General features: G+C 75.2%; 14 protein-coding genes. 2 read left to right on the top strand and 12 right to left on the bottom strand.

Annotated features, from left to right (window positions below; translation table 11 throughout):
• Nucleotides 1-16 precede the first annotated feature (16 nt).
• The 3 genes from ABZ945_RS29780 to ABZ945_RS29790 form a co-directional block, all read right to left on the bottom strand.
• Nucleotides 17-1501, bottom strand: a complete 1485-nt coding sequence (locus ABZ945_RS29780; RefSeq protein WP_361275789.1) for a DUF2637 domain-containing protein — start codon at nt 1499-1501, stop codon at nt 17-19.
• 177 nt (nt 1502-1678) lie between these two features.
• Entirely contained in the window at nt 1679-2404 is a 726-nt protein-coding gene (locus tag ABZ945_RS29785) for a DUF3558 domain-containing protein (protein WP_361275792.1), read from the bottom strand.
• Between the two features lie 212 nt (nt 2405-2616).
• Nucleotides 2617-3546 carry a DUF3558 domain-containing protein gene (locus ABZ945_RS29790; protein ID WP_361275793.1) on the bottom strand — a complete coding sequence of 310 codons (930 nt, stop codon included), beginning with the start codon at nt 3544-3546 and terminating at the stop codon, nt 2617-2619.
• A 261-nt stretch (nt 3547-3807) separates the two neighbouring features.
• Here ABZ945_RS29790 and ABZ945_RS29795 point away from each other — a divergent pair, with 261 nt between their 5' ends.
• Complete coding sequence (locus ABZ945_RS29795; RefSeq protein ID WP_361275795.1) at nt 3808-5001, top strand: RtcB family protein; 1194 nt, start codon at nt 3808-3810, stop codon at nt 4999-5001.
• An 82-nt stretch (nt 5002-5083) separates the two neighbouring features.
• Here the strand turns inward: ABZ945_RS29795 and ABZ945_RS29800 are convergent, their stop codons facing one another.
• The 4 genes from ABZ945_RS29800 to ABZ945_RS29815 form a co-directional block, all read right to left on the bottom strand.
• Nucleotides 5084-5854 carry an SDR family NAD(P)-dependent oxidoreductase gene (locus tag ABZ945_RS29800; RefSeq protein ID WP_248636986.1) on the bottom strand — a complete coding sequence of 257 codons (771 nt, stop codon included), beginning with the start codon at nt 5852-5854 and terminating at the stop codon, nt 5084-5086.
• Nucleotides 5855-6185: 331 nt separating this feature from the next.
• Nucleotides 6186-6536, bottom strand: a complete 351-nt coding sequence (locus ABZ945_RS29805; protein WP_248636987.1) for a YnfA family protein — start codon at nt 6534-6536, stop codon at nt 6186-6188.
• Nucleotides 6537-6606: 70 nt separating this feature from the next.
• A complete protein-coding gene (locus ABZ945_RS29810) occupies nt 6607-7362 on the bottom strand; it encodes a Mut7-C RNAse domain-containing protein (protein WP_361275799.1) in 756 nt (251 codons plus the stop codon).
• A 13-nt stretch (nt 7363-7375) separates the two neighbouring features.
• Nucleotides 7376-8164, bottom strand: a complete 789-nt coding sequence (locus ABZ945_RS29815; RefSeq protein ID WP_361275802.1) for an SMI1/KNR4 family protein — start codon at nt 8162-8164, stop codon at nt 7376-7378.
• 193 nt (nt 8165-8357) lie between these two features.
• Between ABZ945_RS29815 and ABZ945_RS29820 the strand changes: the two genes are divergently transcribed.
• Nucleotides 8358-9245: an ABC transporter substrate-binding protein gene (locus tag ABZ945_RS29820; RefSeq protein ID WP_361275805.1), complete on the top strand. Its 888-nt coding sequence runs from the start codon at nt 8358-8360 to the stop codon at nt 9243-9245.
• Nucleotides 9246-9273: 28 nt separating this feature from the next.
• Here the strand turns inward: ABZ945_RS29820 and ABZ945_RS29825 are convergent, their stop codons facing one another.
• From ABZ945_RS29825 to ABZ945_RS29845, 5 genes are all read right to left on the bottom strand, one after another.
• Nucleotides 9274-9786, bottom strand: coding sequence for a Pycsar system effector family protein (locus tag ABZ945_RS29825; RefSeq protein WP_361275807.1), 513 nt, complete (start codon nt 9784-9786; stop codon nt 9274-9276).
• Nucleotides 9787-9791: 5 nt separating this feature from the next.
• Nucleotides 9792-10193, bottom strand: a complete 402-nt coding sequence (locus tag ABZ945_RS29830; RefSeq protein WP_361275810.1) for a hypothetical protein — start codon at nt 10191-10193, stop codon at nt 9792-9794.
• On the bottom strand, nt 10190-11173 hold the full coding sequence (locus ABZ945_RS29835; RefSeq protein ID WP_361275813.1) for a hypothetical protein: 984 nt from the start codon (nt 11171-11173) through the stop codon (nt 10190-10192). The genes ABZ945_RS29830 and ABZ945_RS29835 overlap by 4 nt, the downstream gene beginning before the upstream one ends.
• A gap of 67 nt (nt 11174-11240) precedes the next feature.
• Entirely contained in the window at nt 11241-13559 is a 2319-nt protein-coding gene (locus ABZ945_RS29840) for a hypothetical protein (protein ID WP_361275816.1), read from the bottom strand.
• Complete coding sequence (locus ABZ945_RS29845; RefSeq protein ID WP_361275819.1) at nt 13556-14401, bottom strand: hypothetical protein; 846 nt, start codon at nt 14399-14401, stop codon at nt 13556-13558. Before ABZ945_RS29845 ends, ABZ945_RS29840 begins: the two co-directional genes overlap by 4 nt.
• Nucleotides 14402-14566: the final 165 nt, after the last annotated feature.

The raw sequence follows: 14566 nt of genomic DNA on the forward strand, positions 1-14566 counted from the left end.
CGTATCCCTGGCGTGCTCAGGCGGGCTGGTCGGCGGCCAGGTCCTGCTGGTGGCGCTTCTCGAAGCCGGGCAGCAGCCGGTTCAGCAGCGTGCTGCCCTGCGGGTGCCGGATGTTGAGCCGGCTGGCCAGGTAGTCGCCGAAGACCTGGGCGTTGGGCTGGGCGTCGTCGTACTGCTCCTTGAACTCCTTGTACGCCTCGTAGGCGGCCCGCCCGAACGCCTCGGTGTCCAGTACGACCTCCGGCACGGCCTCCGCGGCCCCCGCCTCGCCGAACTCCGGGTCGTAGGAGCCCTGGTACGCGGGCTGGGGCTCACGCGGGGCGCTGAACCACGGGCTGGAGTAGTCGACGGCCTCGGCGCCGTCAGCGCCATCGGTGGCGTCGGTGGCGTCGGCGGTCTGCGGCGCCTGGGGCCCGTGGGGCTGCTGGGGCCCATGGGGCTGCTGGGGTGCCTGAGGCCCGTACGGCTGCTGAGGGCCGTGCTGTGGCTGAGGGCCGTACGGTTGCTCCGGTACGTACGGCTGCTGGGGCCCGTTCGGCTGCTGCTCGTCGGGCTGCCGCCCGTGCTGCTCGTGCTGCTCCTGGGGGGCAGCCTCGGGCCGTACGGCCTCCGCCTCGGCCGCCCCGGTCGGTACGGACCGCGGCGGGCCCTGCTCCGGGTCCACCTCCGGGTGCTGCTGCGGCTGCTCCTGGTCCCGGTCCCGGTTTTCGCCCTGGCCGGCGGCCTCGGGCAGCGCGGGTCGGCCGGGCGCGCCGGTGGTGAGCGGAAGGGGCTCGGCGGGCGTCTCCTGGGGGCTCGGCGGCAGCAGCGCGGGTTCGATGCCGGCCGCGGCGAGCCCGGCGGGGCCGGTCTCCGCGAGCGGGACGCCGTACCGGGCGAGCCGCAGCGGCATCAGCGACTCCACCGGGGCCTTGCGGCGCCAGGCGCGGCCGTAGCGGGCCTGCAACCGGGCCTGGTAGATCAGCCGGTCCTGCTCCAGCTTGATGACCTGCTCGTACGACCGCAGCTCCCACAGCTTCATCCGCCGCCACAGCCGGAAGGTCGGCACCGGGGAGAGCAGCCAGCGGGTGAGCCGTACGCCCTCCATGTGCTTGTCCGCGGTGATGTCGGCGATCCGCCCGACGGCGTGCCGGGCGGCCTCCACCGCGACCACGAACAGGACCGGGATCACCGCGTGCATACCGACGCCGAGCGGATCCGGCCAGGAGGCGGCGCCGTTGAAGGCGATCGTGGCGATGGTCAGCAGCCAGGCCGTCTGCCGCAGCAGCGGGAACGGGATCCGCAGCCAGGTCAGCAGCAGGTCCAGCGCCAGCAGTACGCAGATGCCGGCGTCGATGCCGATGGGGAAGACCAGCGAGAAGTCGCCGAAGCCCTTGCGTTCGGCGAGTTCGCGCACCGCCGCGTACGAGCCGGCGAAACCGATCCCGGCGATGATCACCGCACCGGCGATGACCAGCCCGATCAGCACCCGGTGTGTACGTGTCAACTGCATCGCGGCCACCCGCGATCCCCTCCCTGTATGTCCTACGGGGGCAAAGCCTGGCACATGCGTTCGGGAGACGTCCCTCGGGGAGGGCCTGAGGCGCCGTCAACGCGGGTCGGCACACGCTGCGGAGAAGCGCGGAGCCCGGCACCGCCGCGGGTGGGCGGGGGTGCCGGGCTCCAGCGTGCTGCGGCGTTACTTGTTGGCCGCGGCCACGGCCTTGACCGCGTCCTTGGCGGCGCGGGTGGCCTCCTTGGCGAGGTCCGCGCGGTCCGGGGTGTCGGAGCCCGCGAAGCCGGCGCCGTTGTAGGAGACGGTGACGACCACGTTCTCGGTGCGGGTCACGATGGCCGCGTAGGTGAAGTCCTCGTCCGACTTCTTCAGCCCGTAGCCGATGGCGACCGCCTCGTCGCCGAGGCCCTTGGCGGGGGCGGACTTCACGTCCTTGGCACCCTGGGTCGCCTTCACCTTGGCGACCTCCTTGGCGAAGTTCTCGGTGGCCCGCTGCTCGCCGCTGCCCAGCGAGGGGTCGGACTCGTAGCGCAGCAGGGAGACGTCCAGCCAGCGGTACTGGGAGCCCTTGACGCCCTTGTCGTCCAGCCCGTTCCAGGAGCAGCTGCCGCGGCTGGTGGTGTCGCTGGTCTGGCCGGGGGTGCCGCCCTTGCGCTTCACCTCGGGCACCAGGGCCTTGATCGTCACCTCGGCGACGGCCTTGCAGGGCTCGGGCAGCTCGCCGTAGACGGCCGGCTCCACGGTGGGGGTGGGAGTGGGGGTGGGCGAGGCGGCCGCGGTGGGCGACTGCTCCGGGGCCCCGTCGGCGCCGTCACCGCCGGAGTCCGACGAGCAGCCGGCGGCGACGAGCATCACCGGTACGGCTGCGCAGGCGAGTATGCGGGTGAGTCGCGGGGCTGATCGCTGCATGGTTCCTTCGCTTGTCGTACGGGAGTGCTTTCGTACGGGTGTGACTTCGTGCGGTGTGCCTTTGGACGGTGTGCCCTGGTACGTCTGTGCCCTGGTACGTCTGTGCTTTTGTCCGTCTGTGCCTTTGTCCGTCCGGACGTGCGGCCACGGTAGCCCGGATCGGCGGCGTGCCGGGGGCGGGGGCGGGCCGGTCGCGCGGGGGCGGGGGGCCGCTACTCGTCGAACCGGTCGGCCAGCCCGCGGGCCAGTCCCTGTGCCTTGTCCTGCAGTTCCGCGCTGTCGGGCACCTCGGTGATGCTCGCCGGCTGCTCGGCGTACCGGATGGTGACGATGACGTTCGATGTGCGGAACACCACGCTGACGGTGCGGCGCTGGGCGGTGGAGCCGGCGCGGTCCAGGACGTCGTCCAGGAAGGCCGCGTCGCCGAGGCCGGTGAGCACCCGGGGCTCCAGGCCCTCGGTCGTGGCGGCGCTGCCGGAGGGGTCCAGCGGGCCGGAGCCGCCGGGCTTGCCGGAGGCGCTCGGCTGGGGGGCGCCGCCGGATCCTGCCGTGCCGGGGGTCTCGGAGGTGGGGGAGGGGTCGGCGGGGGACTCGGAGGGGGCGTCCTCCGGTGACGAGGGCTTGGCGGAGGTGGTGGGCGGTGCGGCGGGCAGGACGGCCGACTCCTTGTCCCCGTACACCTGCTGCGCCCGCTCGTCGTCGCTGACCTCGGGGTCGTAGGAGACCACCCGCTCGAAGTCCAGCACGAGCTGGTGGGAGGCTTCCGGGCCGTCCGCCTTCCAGCTGCAGCCGGCCCGGCGGTCGGTGTCGTAGGTGACGGCCGGGGTGCCCTGGTAGACCCGCTCGCGCTGCTCGTCGGTGAGGTCCGCGGCGCTCGGCAGCAGTTCGCGCAGGGTGGCGGCGGAGATCGAGCCGCAGGGCTCCAGCAGGGTGCGGTACCGGCCGGGGGCGGCGGCCTGCCCGGCCCCGTCACCGGCCTTGGAGTCCTGGGCCGCGCCGTCCGGTCCGCTGCCGCCGGTGCACCCGGTCAGCAGTACGGCGCCGGCGGCGAGGGCCGCGGCCCAGCCGGTGCGGCGGGCCGCCGCGCGAGCGGCCGCGGGGTCGGCCGCGGTGTCGCGGGGTGCGTTCGCCCTGCGTCGCACGGTGGGGCTCCTCTCACTGCGATGCGCTGCGGTGCTGCGCTGCGGTGGACCGCGGTGCGCTGTGCCGCGTGGCCGGTCCGCCGGGACGGACGGCGATCGGGTCGGTGGACGGAAAACGGGTTGGCGGTCGCGTACGGCCGCCGCACACAATGTGTATCGCACGCGCTGCCGTCGCTGCCGGTCCGTCGCCGCTTTCGCGGACCTTGGCACCGGTTTTCCGTTCTGTGCCTTCTGACGTGTTTCCGGGGGAATCGAGGAGTTATGTCGTACGTGGAGATGCCGGGGGCGAAGGTCCCCATCCGGATGTGGGCCGACCCCGCGACGGTGGAGGACGGCGCCCTGCGCCAGCTGCACAACGTGGCGACCCTGCCGTGGATCAAGGGCCTGGCCGTCATGCCGGACGTGCACTACGGCAAGGGCGCCACGGTCGGCTCGGTGATCGCCATGCACGGCGCGGTCTGCCCGGCCGCGGTCGGTGTGGACATCGGCTGCGGGATGTCGGCGGTGAAGACCTCGCTGACCGCGAACGACCTGCCCGGTGATCTGTCGCGGCTCCGCTCGAAGATCGAGGAGACGATTCCGGTCGGCTTCTCGATGCACGGCGAGCTGGTCGACCCGCGGCGGCTGCACGGCTTCCCGACGGCCGGCTGGGACGACTTCTGGTCCCGGTTCGACGGGATCGCCGACGCGGTCCACTTCCGCCGGGAGCGGGCGGCCAAGCAGATGGGCTCGCTCGGCGGCGGCAACCACTTCATCGAGTTCTGCCTGGACGAGGCCGGCGCGGTCTGGCTGATGCTGCACTCCGGTTCGCGCAACATCGGCAAGGAGCTGGCCGAGTACCACATCGGGCAGGCGCGGAAGCTGCCGCACAACCAGGGACTGGTCGACCGCGACCTCGCCGTCTTCGTGGCGGACACCCCGCAGATGGCGGCCTACCGCAACGACCTGTTCTGGGCGCAGGAGTACGCCAAGTACAACCGGGCGATCATGATGGCGCTCTTCCAGGACGTGGTCCGCAAGGAGTTCAGGAAGGCGAAGGTCACCTTCGAGCCGGTGATCTCCTGCCACCACAACTACGTGGCGGAGGAGCGGTACGACGGGATGGATCTGCTGGTGACCCGGAAGGGCGCGATCCGGGCCGGCTCCGGCGACTACGGGATCATCCCCGGCTCGATGGGCACCGGCTCGTACATCGTGAAGGGCCTGGGCAACGAGGCCTCCTTCAACTCCGCCTCGCACGGCGCCGGCCGCCGGATGAGCCGGAACGCGGCGAAGCGGCGGTTCTCGACCCGGGACCTGGAGGACCAGACCCGGGGCGTGGAGTGCCGTAAGGACGCCGGGGTGGTGGACGAGATCCCGGCCGCGTACAAGCCGATCGAGCAGGTCATCGACCAGCAGCGGGATCTGGTCGAGGTGGTGGCCAAGCTCCGCCAGCTGGTGTGTGTGAAGGGCTGAGGCGGGAGCGCGGTACGCGGGGCCCGGGGGCCTCTCGTACCGCCTGCCGGGCGGGGGCCCGTACCGCCCTCCCGGCTCCGGCTCAGCGCTCGCGGTGGACCTTGGAGTTGGACGCCTGGGCGCGCGGGCGGACCACCAGCAGGTCGATGTTGACGTGCGGGGGACGGGTGACGGCCCAGGCGATGGTGTCGGCGACGTCGTCCGCGGTCAGCGGCTCGGCCACGCCCTCGTAGACCTTGGCGGCCTTCTCGGTGTCGCCGCGGAACCGGGTGGTGGCGAACTCCTCGGTCTTCACCATGCCGGGGGCGACCTCCACCACCCGTACCGGAGTGCCGACGATCTCCAGCCGGAGGGTCTCGGCGAGCACCCGGGCGCCGTTCTTGGCCGCGACATAGCCGGCCCCGCCCTCGTAGGCCGCGTGCCCGGCGGTGGAGCTGACCACCACCACGGTGCCGGCGCCGGACGCGGTGAGCGCGGGCAGCAGCGCCTGGGTCAGATTGAGCGTGCCGATGACGTTGACCTCGTACATCTGCCGCCAGTCGGCCGGGTCGCCGGTGGCCACCGGGTCCGCGCCCAGCGCCCCGCCCGCGTTGTTGACCAGCACGTCGCAGCGGTCCAGTCCGGCCGCGAAGGCGTCCACGGCCGCGCGGTCGGTGACGTCCAGGGGGTGGGCGGCGGCCTGGTGGCCCGCCGCGGTGAGCTCGGCCGCCAGTGCCTCGATCCGGTCCTTGCGGCGGGCGGTCAGCACCACCCGGTGGCCCGCCTCGGCGAGCTGCCGCGCGGTGGCCGCGCCGATACCGCTGCTCGCCCCGGTGACGACGGCGACGGGAGTGACTGCGGGGGCGGAGGTCATGGGCGTGCTCCTCGTACGGGTGGTCGAACGGCGGCCGGTACCGGCCAGGATAGGCAACGGCACGGTTGGCGCCGTCCGGGGCGCCGGGGAGTCGGGCTGCCGGGGGTGTCGGGCGCGGGGAGGCGTCGGGCCTCCAGGTTCCTGGGGCTCAGCGGGGGCGTCGGGCCGCCAGGCCCTCGGGGGTCAGCGGCCGCGCGGGGGCGTCGGGCGTCGGCGGGGCGTTGGGTGGCGGGCGGCGGCCTGGGCATCGGGGCGCCGGGCCCCCGGGGGTCAGCGGGGGAGTCGGGCCGCCGGGGGCGTCGGGCGCGGGGAGGCGTCGGGCCCCTGGGACTCAGCGGCCGCGCGGCGCGTACATGATCACGGCCATCCCGGCGAGGCAGATCAGCGCGCCCGCCACGTCGAAGCGGTCCGGGCGGTAGCCGTCGGCGGCCATGGCCCACAGGATCGAGCCGGCCACGAACACCCCGCCGTACGCGGCCAGGATGCGGCCGAAGTCGCCCTCCGGCTGGAGGGTGGCGACGAAGCCGTACGCGCCGAGGGCGACGACCCCGGCGCCGATCCACAGCCACCCCCGCCCCGCCTCGCCGGCCCCGCCCCGTACCCCCTGCCACACCAGCCAGGCGCCGCCGATCTCGCAGAGGGCGGCCAGGACGAAGAGGGCGACGGAACGGGCGATCAGCATGGGGGTCAGGGTGCCACGCGCGACCACGAAAACGCCCGGGCAGGCGGCGGCCCTTCCCCGGCGGAGGCCGTCACCGCGGTGAGGCCGGTCCCTGCACCGCCGCGCCGCCGAACTCCCTCAGGGCGTCCGCCACGATGGTCTCCAGCCGGGAGTGGTGGGCGCCGCGCCAGTAGACCCGGTCGCAGGCCGAGCACTGGGCGAAGACGTCGTAGGTACGTTCGGTGCCCTGCTCCAGCCGGGCCCGCACCGTCTCCTTGTCGGCCTGTGCCAGCTCCCCGTTGCACGCCGTGCAGCGGGTCCATGGGGCGAGCGGCGGGGCGAACCGCTCCAGGACGTCCCGGAGTTGGTCCTCGGGGCGGTCGCTGTAGACATAGCCGCCCGCCCACAGCTCGCGCCGCCGCAGCAGGCCCCGGTCGCGGGAGAGCATCACCCGGCGCTCCCGGGCCGACAGCGCGGCCAGCGCCCCGTCCCCGATGTCCTCGCTCTCGTAGGCCGCGTCCACTCCCAGCAGCCGCAACCGCCGGGCCAGTGTGCCCAGATGGACGTCGAGAAGGAAGCGCAGCGGCGCCCCGGACACCCGCTGCGGGCGCCGCACCCCGGCGACATGGACATGCTCCCCGGCCGCCGGGACATGCGAGGGCGCGACCGGGCGGCCGTCCACCAGCAGCTCCCCGGCCTCGGTCAGCGGCACGCCCAGCGACTCCACGACATGGCCCAGGGTGGACACCCCGTCGGTCACGGCGGCGGTGCGCCCGGCGCGGCGCGGGGCCGCGACGAAGAGGGCGAGCGCGGGCGCGAAGCTGATCTCGATCTCCGGTCCGTTCACGCCGTTCAGGATGTCACCGGGGCGGGAGCCGGGCCAGGAGATTTCCCTCCGGGCCGGGGGCCGGGTGTCCCTCCTCCGGCCCCGGGCCGGGTATCTCTCCTCCGGGCCCCGGTTCTCGGCTCCGGGTGGCCGTGCCGGTGGCGCGCTCGGCCGACTCCAGCCAGGCCCGGTACCACTGGGCGAAGGTCACCGGGGTGCCGTCCTCGTGGGTCAGCGGCGCCAGGTCGGCGTCGTCCGTACGGCAGTCGGACCACATCGTGCCCCGGTGGACACCGCTCACCACCAGCCACTCCCGCTGGGCGCACCCCAGATGGGAGAGGACCAGGGCGCCGGCCGTGCGCTCCGGCGCGAACAGCACCGCACCCCACCGCTCGTCCCACGCCTCGTACGCCTCGTCGAACTCCTCGATGTCGTCGAACTCCTCCTCCTCGGGGCACTCGGCGAGCAGCGCGGCCAGCAGCTCCGGGTCCGGCCCGTGCTCCGGGAACGGCTCGGCCAGCCGGGAGAGGTCGGCCAGGTCCGCCCCGTCGCCCTCCAGCCGCCAGCGCCCTTCCTCCCGGCGGAGCGGGAACAGCCCGTACCCGGGGCCGGCGCCGCCCGCGCCCACCTCCAGCAGGAAGCTCCGGTACTCCTCCGGCAGCCGCACCCCCGTGCCCGTCTCCAGGTCGGCCAGCTCCTCCCCGGACAACGGCCCCTCCAGCGCCCACCGGTGCCCCAGCGCCCCGAACACCTCGTCGGCCCCCGGCCGGTCGCCGAGCGCCCCGACCCGCCGGCGCACCCCGGCCCACCCCTGAACGTCCATGTCCCCGACCGTACGCGCCGCCACTGACACTCCCTCGGCCCGATGCCGCTCCCCGGCGTCCGACCTGGTCCGGAGCCCGCGCAAGGCCTCTGGCACGTTCCTTGCCGTAGGCACCCTTGTGCGGTTGGCCGGTTCGGGACCATGGTGGGCGCAGCCCGTCCGTCAGGGCGGGACATACGAGGGGAGCGGCGCGGTGCGGGACGGGACGGACGATACGGAAGCACAGACGACCATCGAGGCCACGGGGCCGGCGGGCGGCGCCGGGTGGGCGTTCACCGACGACACCGGGCAGGAGGTCCGGGCGGCGGCCCAGCCCCGCCGGATCGTCGCCTATGTACGGGCCGGGGCGGCCCTGTACGACCTCGGGGTGACCCCGGTGGGGGTGTACGGCTCCAACCACGACGGCGAACTCCCCGACCCGGCCAAGTCCGGCGGCCTCGTCGCGGCCGGGGTGCCCTACCTCGGGCCGGGCCCGGAGCTGACCGACGAGGTGCTCGACGGGCTGCGCCCCGACCTCGTCGTGGACGTCACCTACGACGACAAGTACCCCTACTCCCTGACCCGTCCGCTCGGGGTGCCGCTGGTCGCGCTCTCGGTGGGCGGCGCGCCGCTGCCCGCGCTGCTGGGGCGCTTCGCGGACCTGGCGCGGAGTCTGGCCGAGGACGGGCGGCTGCCCCGTACCGGCGCCGATCCGCTGGCGGTGGCCGAGCGCGCGGTCCGGGACGCGGTCGCCGCGGCCCCCGGTGTCCGGGTGCTCGCGCTGTCCGGCGCCGGCGCCGAGCAGGTGCATCTGGCCCGCCCGGGCACCTGGCCCGAGCTGCGGCACCTGGTGGAGCTGGGCGTCGAGCTGGTCGAACCGGCCCCCGGCGGCGGCGTCAACTGGCTGACCACCGCCCCCGAGGAGGCCCGGAGCCTCGCCCCGGACGTGGTCCTCGCCGACAACCGGGCGCACGCCTCGCCCCCGCCGGTACCGCCCGGCGCCCGGCTCGCCGACTGGAACCCGGAGACCCCGCCGAGCGCCGCCGCGACCGCGCGCTTCCTGCACGCGGTGGCGGCGGCGGTGGGTTCCGTACGGCGCTGACGCCCGGGGCCGGTTCCAGAGGCCCGGGTCAGGACCCCGCCAGGAAGGCGGTGGCCAGCGCGGCCCCGCCGAGGACGAAGCAGCCGAGCCCGACCCGTATCCACCGGTGCTTGGCCGCCACGATGGCGCTGGTGTCGTCGAGCGCGATGACCACGGCGGAGAGCCGGTCGCGCTCGGCGTCCCGCAGCCCGACGGCGAGCGCCCCGACCCCGGCGGCCCGGCGGACATCGAGGAAGTACGTCATCGGGGCGCCGGTCCGCCACCGGCTCGCCCGGTAGCGGGGGGCCGTGGCGAACAGCAGGCAGCCCAGAGCCAGGGCCCAGGCGGCCCCGCCGGCCAGGACCAGCCAGCGCCCCGGCCCCGCCACCGGCAGGGCGGCCCACCCGCCCAGCGCGGTGGCGGCGCACAGGCCCAGCGCGCCGACCAGCACGGACGCCTTGGTGTCCGCCCGGCCGATCTCGGCGCGCAGCTCCGCCAGCAGCTGCTCGCCCGCCCGCACCCCTTCGGGTTCCGGCGCGGGCGGGGCCGCGGACGTCGCCACCGGCGTCACCACAGGCGGGACCAGAGCAGCACCGCCGCGCCCAGCACCCCGCACACCAGCGCCCCGCGGTGGCCGAGCCGCCCGACCGCCTCGCGGGCCGCCGTCAGCACGGTGCCGGAGAAGCGCTGCCCGGCCGTCGCCAACGCGCACACCGCGTCCCCGTAGGAGTAGGCGAAGGGCGCGGCGTGCCCCGATATCCGGCGCTGCGCCTTCGTCCAGAAGAACTCCGGCAGCAGCAGCCCGAGGACCACCACGTTCACCGCGTACACGATCCCGGTCTCCAGATGGCCGAGCAGGGTGCCGGCGGCCCAGCGCAGCAGCGCGTAGCCGGCGCCGCCGAGCAGCAGCGCGTACCCCAGTGCGGGCACCCACAGATGCGGGTCGGTCCACGGGGCCGCCGGGGTCACCGCCGGTCACCGGGCTCTCCCGGCTGCTCGTCGCGGGGGTCCGCGGCCGAGGGACCCTTCTCCAACTGCTCCCGGTAGAGGGGCGGTTTGCGGGTGCGGCCCTGCCCCGCGTCCTGCAGCCGGTCCTTCACCGCGCTCAGCGCCGCCCGCGCGGTCTCCTCCAGCAGGTGGTCCTCGATGACTCCCGAGTCCAGCAGCCGCTCGATGATGCGGATCTGGTTGGCGCTGGCCTCGCGCTCGTCGTCCCGCATGGACTGGATGGCCAGCGGGACGTCCCCGGGGTTGCGGGCCAGATGCAGCCCCCAGCGGCCCAACTCGCCCTCGGCGAGCATCTCCACGTAGAAGTCGCTGCTCTCCCGCATCGAGTCGCGCTCGTTGCGGGCCTTGAGCTGGGCGAGTTCGTGCTCGTTCTCGGTGCGGACGCTCTCGTACGACAGCGAGCGCAGCGAGGCGTGCTGCTGGATCGCCTCCCGGTCCAGACTGACCCGTACGTGGCACTGGACGTCCAGCCCCTCGGCGGCGGCGATCGGCTCGTCGGCGAGCGCTTCGTTGACCGCGGTCTCGGCCGCGGCGCCCTGCTCGATCTCGTACCGCCGGCTCGCCTGCCGCATCCGGGCCAGCAGCCTGGGCTGGATGAGGGTGCGGACGTCCCGGATCTGGAGCTCCACCACCTTCTGCGGGTCGACCACCCGCCAGGTGACATCGGTCTCCGCGGTGAAGAACGCCGCGTCGCCGGAGCTGGGCAGCCGGTGCTCCAGCGTCATGTGCTGCACGCCCATCCGCACCTCGTACAGGGTGCGGTAGTTGCCGCTGACCAGCTCACCGCGGGTGGGCTGCTGCTGGGGCAGATAGGCGCGCGGACGGCCGGCCGAGGTCAGGAAGACCAGGGCGAGGTCCGCCGAGGAGGGCGGGCGCTGGCTGACGAAGTGGAAGCGGCCCAGCGGGTGGACGTTGTGGACGGGGTCGTGGTCGGTCTGCACCTGTCGTTCTCCTGCTCTGGTGTGCGGCGCACACGGTGGTCTGCGGATGTGGGGGTGAGGGGAGAGCTCAGTGGTCCGCGTGGGGCGGCAGGGCGGCCCGCAGCCGCGCGGCGGCCGCGCTCGGCGTGCCGTCGTGGCCCTGGGCGCGGCGCAGCAGGTAGTCGAGCCGCTGGACGTCGTTGCCGGTGCGTACCAGCGCGCCGAGCAGCCGGCCCAGCGCGCTCTCCAGGGCGGAGACGGCCTGGTCCTCCCCGGTGGCGGCGCGGTCCAGCCGCGCGGACGCCAGGTCCGCGGCCCGCACCCAGACGCCGAGCACCTCCCGGGCGGAATCGCGGTCGGCCGAGGAGGCCAGCAGTGCGCGCCATACCTCCACCACCTGTTCGAACGCGGTGGGGTCCCGGTCAGCGAGCCAGAGCAGCCGCGGCCACCCGTTCGCCTCCGCGCCCCGCGCGCGTACCAGTCGGCGCGCGCCGCGCAGAAAGCCCACGGCGGCCAGCTCCCGCAGCGGCCCGCGCCGGCCGTGCCATGCCACCAGCCGGTCCAGCACCAGGGCGGCGGCCGGGCCCTGCAGCAGCGCGTCCACGGTCTGCCGGAGTGCCGCGCCCAGCAGCGCGTCGGGCTCCGGCCCGGTGGTGGCCATCCGCTCGATGTCCCGCAGCGCGGTCTGCGCGGTCGCGGCCCCCAGCAGGGCGTAGGCGCGGGCGGCGGTCCACCGCCGGGCCAGGTCGGGCCGTCCGCTCCACTGGGCCAGCAGCCGGCGGACCGCGGTGTCCGCGCCCTGCTCGGCCGCCGTGTACAGCGCCCAGGCCGCCAGCTGCCGCTCGGCCGGGTTCGGCGAGGCGCCCCAGGGGTCGAGGAACCTCCCGTGGAGGTACGGGAAGTCGACGGAGGCGAGCACTCCGCAGGTCACCGCGGCCCGCAGCCGTACCAGGACGCGGTGGTCGCCGGTCAGCGAGCGCAGCCAGTCCGCCAGCGGAGCGTGGACGGCGGGGTGGCGGGTCCACACATGGTGCAGCACCGTGCTCCACATGGCCTCGTTGCCGAAGGCGATGGACCGCTGCGGCATCCGCCCCCAGGGGGTATCCGTCTCCTCGTCGTACTCGTGGGCCCTCGCCAGGGCCGCTCGGGCGGCCGGTGAGGTCCCGAACACCGGGTACGCGGCGGGGCGTTCGGGTTCCTCGACGGCGTGCAGCCCGCGGAAGAGCAGGTCCCCCAGCTCGGCCACCAGGGAGTAGGCGGACCCGTCGAAGGCGGCCAGCGCGATCAGGAACGCCTTGTCGCGCAGGGCGATGGGGCCGTCCGGCCCTCCGTCACCGCCGCCGAACCAGGAGCCGGCGGTCTCCTCCGCCGACATCCGGCCGTAGACGGCCAGTTCCCGCTGCTCACGGCGCCCGGTGGCGCACTCGGCGAGCAGCCGCCCGAACCCGGCCGCCTCCCGGGGCGACGGCCGCCCGCCCACGTACCGCACCGCGACCTCCAGCCCCAGCAGCTCGCCGACCCGCACCTCGGGCCCCTCTCCTTGGCCCGTCCCACCGGCGCGTTCCAGGGCGTCCGCCAGATGGGCCCGCACCACGGCGGCCGCCGACGGGGCCTCCCAGTCGTACGGCTCGGCACCCTCCACCGCGCTGCCGTGCGCCACGACCACGACCAGCACCCCGTCATCGCCCAGACGGCTGCGTACCGCGTGCAGATGGACGTCCCGCAGCGGGGCGTCCGGGCTGTTCACCGGGTCCATCAGCAGATGGGCGCGGCCCGGCTGTACGTGGCCGGCGAGGTCGGCCGGGTCGGTGCCCGGGTCCAGCGCGACCACCGCCCCGGCGGCCGGACCCGACCGGCTCCCCGCCCCGCTCCCCGCCCCGCTCGTCGCCTGGACGAGCATCCGCAGCGCCGCCGTCCGCCGACCGGTGCCCGGCCGCCCGCGGACCACCAGCACCCGCCGTACGGCGAGTTCGCCCGCCAGTTCGTCGTAGCGGCGGCTGGGTGCGAACGTCCTGACCAGCTCGGCCAGTTCCTCGTCCGGCACCGGCCCGGCCAGCCGCAGCCGGGGCAGCGTCCCGCCGTGCAGATGGACGTGCTTGTCCCCGGCGACCGCGTCCCCGCCGAACCGGTTCTCGCCCGCCATGACATTGGCCCGTCCGGCGGCGAGGTGCGGGGCGAGCGCGAAGAGCTGCTCCACGGCCTCCCAGGCGTCCGGCACGGGGACCTCCGCGTCCGCCGGGTCGGCCGGATCGGCCGGGTCAGCCGGGTGGGGGCCGCCGGAGCCCCGGCCGTCGGCGTCCCGGCCGGAGGAGGCCTCGACCTCCTCCGGCCCATCCGCGCCCGGGGCCGCCCGCCGTCCCTCCGCCACGGCCTCGCCGTCGTCCGCGTGCTCCGGTCGCCCGCTCACCGCTCCGTCCCTTCCACACCCTCGGTCGGCCGCTCGGGCGCCGGGCCGCCGTACTTGTCGCCGGCCACGGCGTCGCCGCCGAACTGGGCGGTGCCGAAGAAGAAGTTGCCGGTGTGCGCGTGCAGCGTGGGCTGGGCGCCGCCCTGGGGCGGCGCGGCCGCGGGGGCGGGCGGGGCGGCGGGGGCCCCGGGTCCGGCCTCAGCCCGATTCCCGGCCCCGGCTCTCTCCGCGTCCCCGGCCCCCTTCCCGTCCCCGCCCCCGGCGACGTACGCCGTCGTACGGTCGTGGTACCAGCCCGTCAGCGCCTTGCCGTGCTTGGCGGTGCCGGTCAGCGGGTGGAAGTGCTCGGCGCGCACCCCCGGGTAGCGGTGCCGCACCACGCCCCGGTGGACGGCCTCGGAGACGCAGAGCACGCTCGGCTCCGCCGTCGCCCGCAGGGCCTGCCGGAGCGCGTCCGCCTCCAGCAGCCGGAAGGCGTGGTCGAGGTCTCCGCCGACGGCGCCCCGTTCGTCCAGCGCCACCTCCCCGCTGTGTACGACGATCCGCAGCCGGAGCCTGGCGCCCTCGGCGGCCAGCCGGTTGTCGCTCGCCAGGCGCTCCGGCACCGCGGTGAGCAGCGCCCGGAGCAGGGCCGGTTTCGGCACCGCGGGGTCGATCAGGACGAACACCCCGTCGCCCCGGTCCTCGACGCGGTACTCGGTCGGCTCCACCGGTACGGCGGAGAGGCCCTCCTTCAGCACGGCGTACAGCATCCGCCGCAGCACGGCCTTCTCGGTGTCGAGCCGCTCCTCGGACGACTCGGCGTCCATGAGCAGGATGGTCTTGTTGCTGGGTTCCGCCATGCGGCGCGTCTCCTCGGTGGTGCGCCGACCGGATGGGCCCGGCCGGACGGGGACGGAGGTGGGGAAGCGGTGACGAGGCGGTGCCGAGGCGCCTCACGGGACCCCGGCGGGATCCGGCGGGACCCGACCTGAACGGGCCCCGCCGGCCCCCCGCCGTACCAGGGT

Origin of the sequence: Streptomyces sp. NPDC046887 (assembly GCF_040644755.1) — a bacterium.
Classification (GTDB): domain Bacteria; phylum Actinomycetota; class Actinomycetes; order Streptomycetales; family Streptomycetaceae; genus Streptomyces; species Streptomyces lichenis.

Coding starts and splice junctions, on each gene's coding strand:
- ABZ945_RS29785 (WP_361275792.1), bottom strand. CDS start 2,404: ATGCAGCGATCAGCCCCGCGACTCACCCGCATACTCGCCTGCGCAGCC.
- ABZ945_RS29795 (WP_361275795.1), top strand. CDS start 3,808: ATGTCGTACGTGGAGATGCCGGGGGCGAAGGTCCCCATCCGGATGTGG.
- ABZ945_RS29800 (WP_248636986.1), bottom strand. CDS start 5,854: ATGACCTCCGCCCCCGCAGTCACTCCCGTCGCCGTCGTCACCGGGGCG.
- ABZ945_RS29805 (WP_248636987.1), bottom strand. CDS start 6,536: ATGCTGATCGCCCGTTCCGTCGCCCTCTTCGTCCTGGCCGCCCTCTGC.
- ABZ945_RS29815 (WP_361275802.1), bottom strand. CDS start 8,164: ATGGACGTTCAGGGGTGGGCCGGGGTGCGCCGGCGGGTCGGGGCGCTC.
- ABZ945_RS29845 (WP_361275819.1), bottom strand. CDS start 14,401: ATGGCGGAACCCAGCAACAAGACCATCCTGCTCATGGACGCCGAGTCG.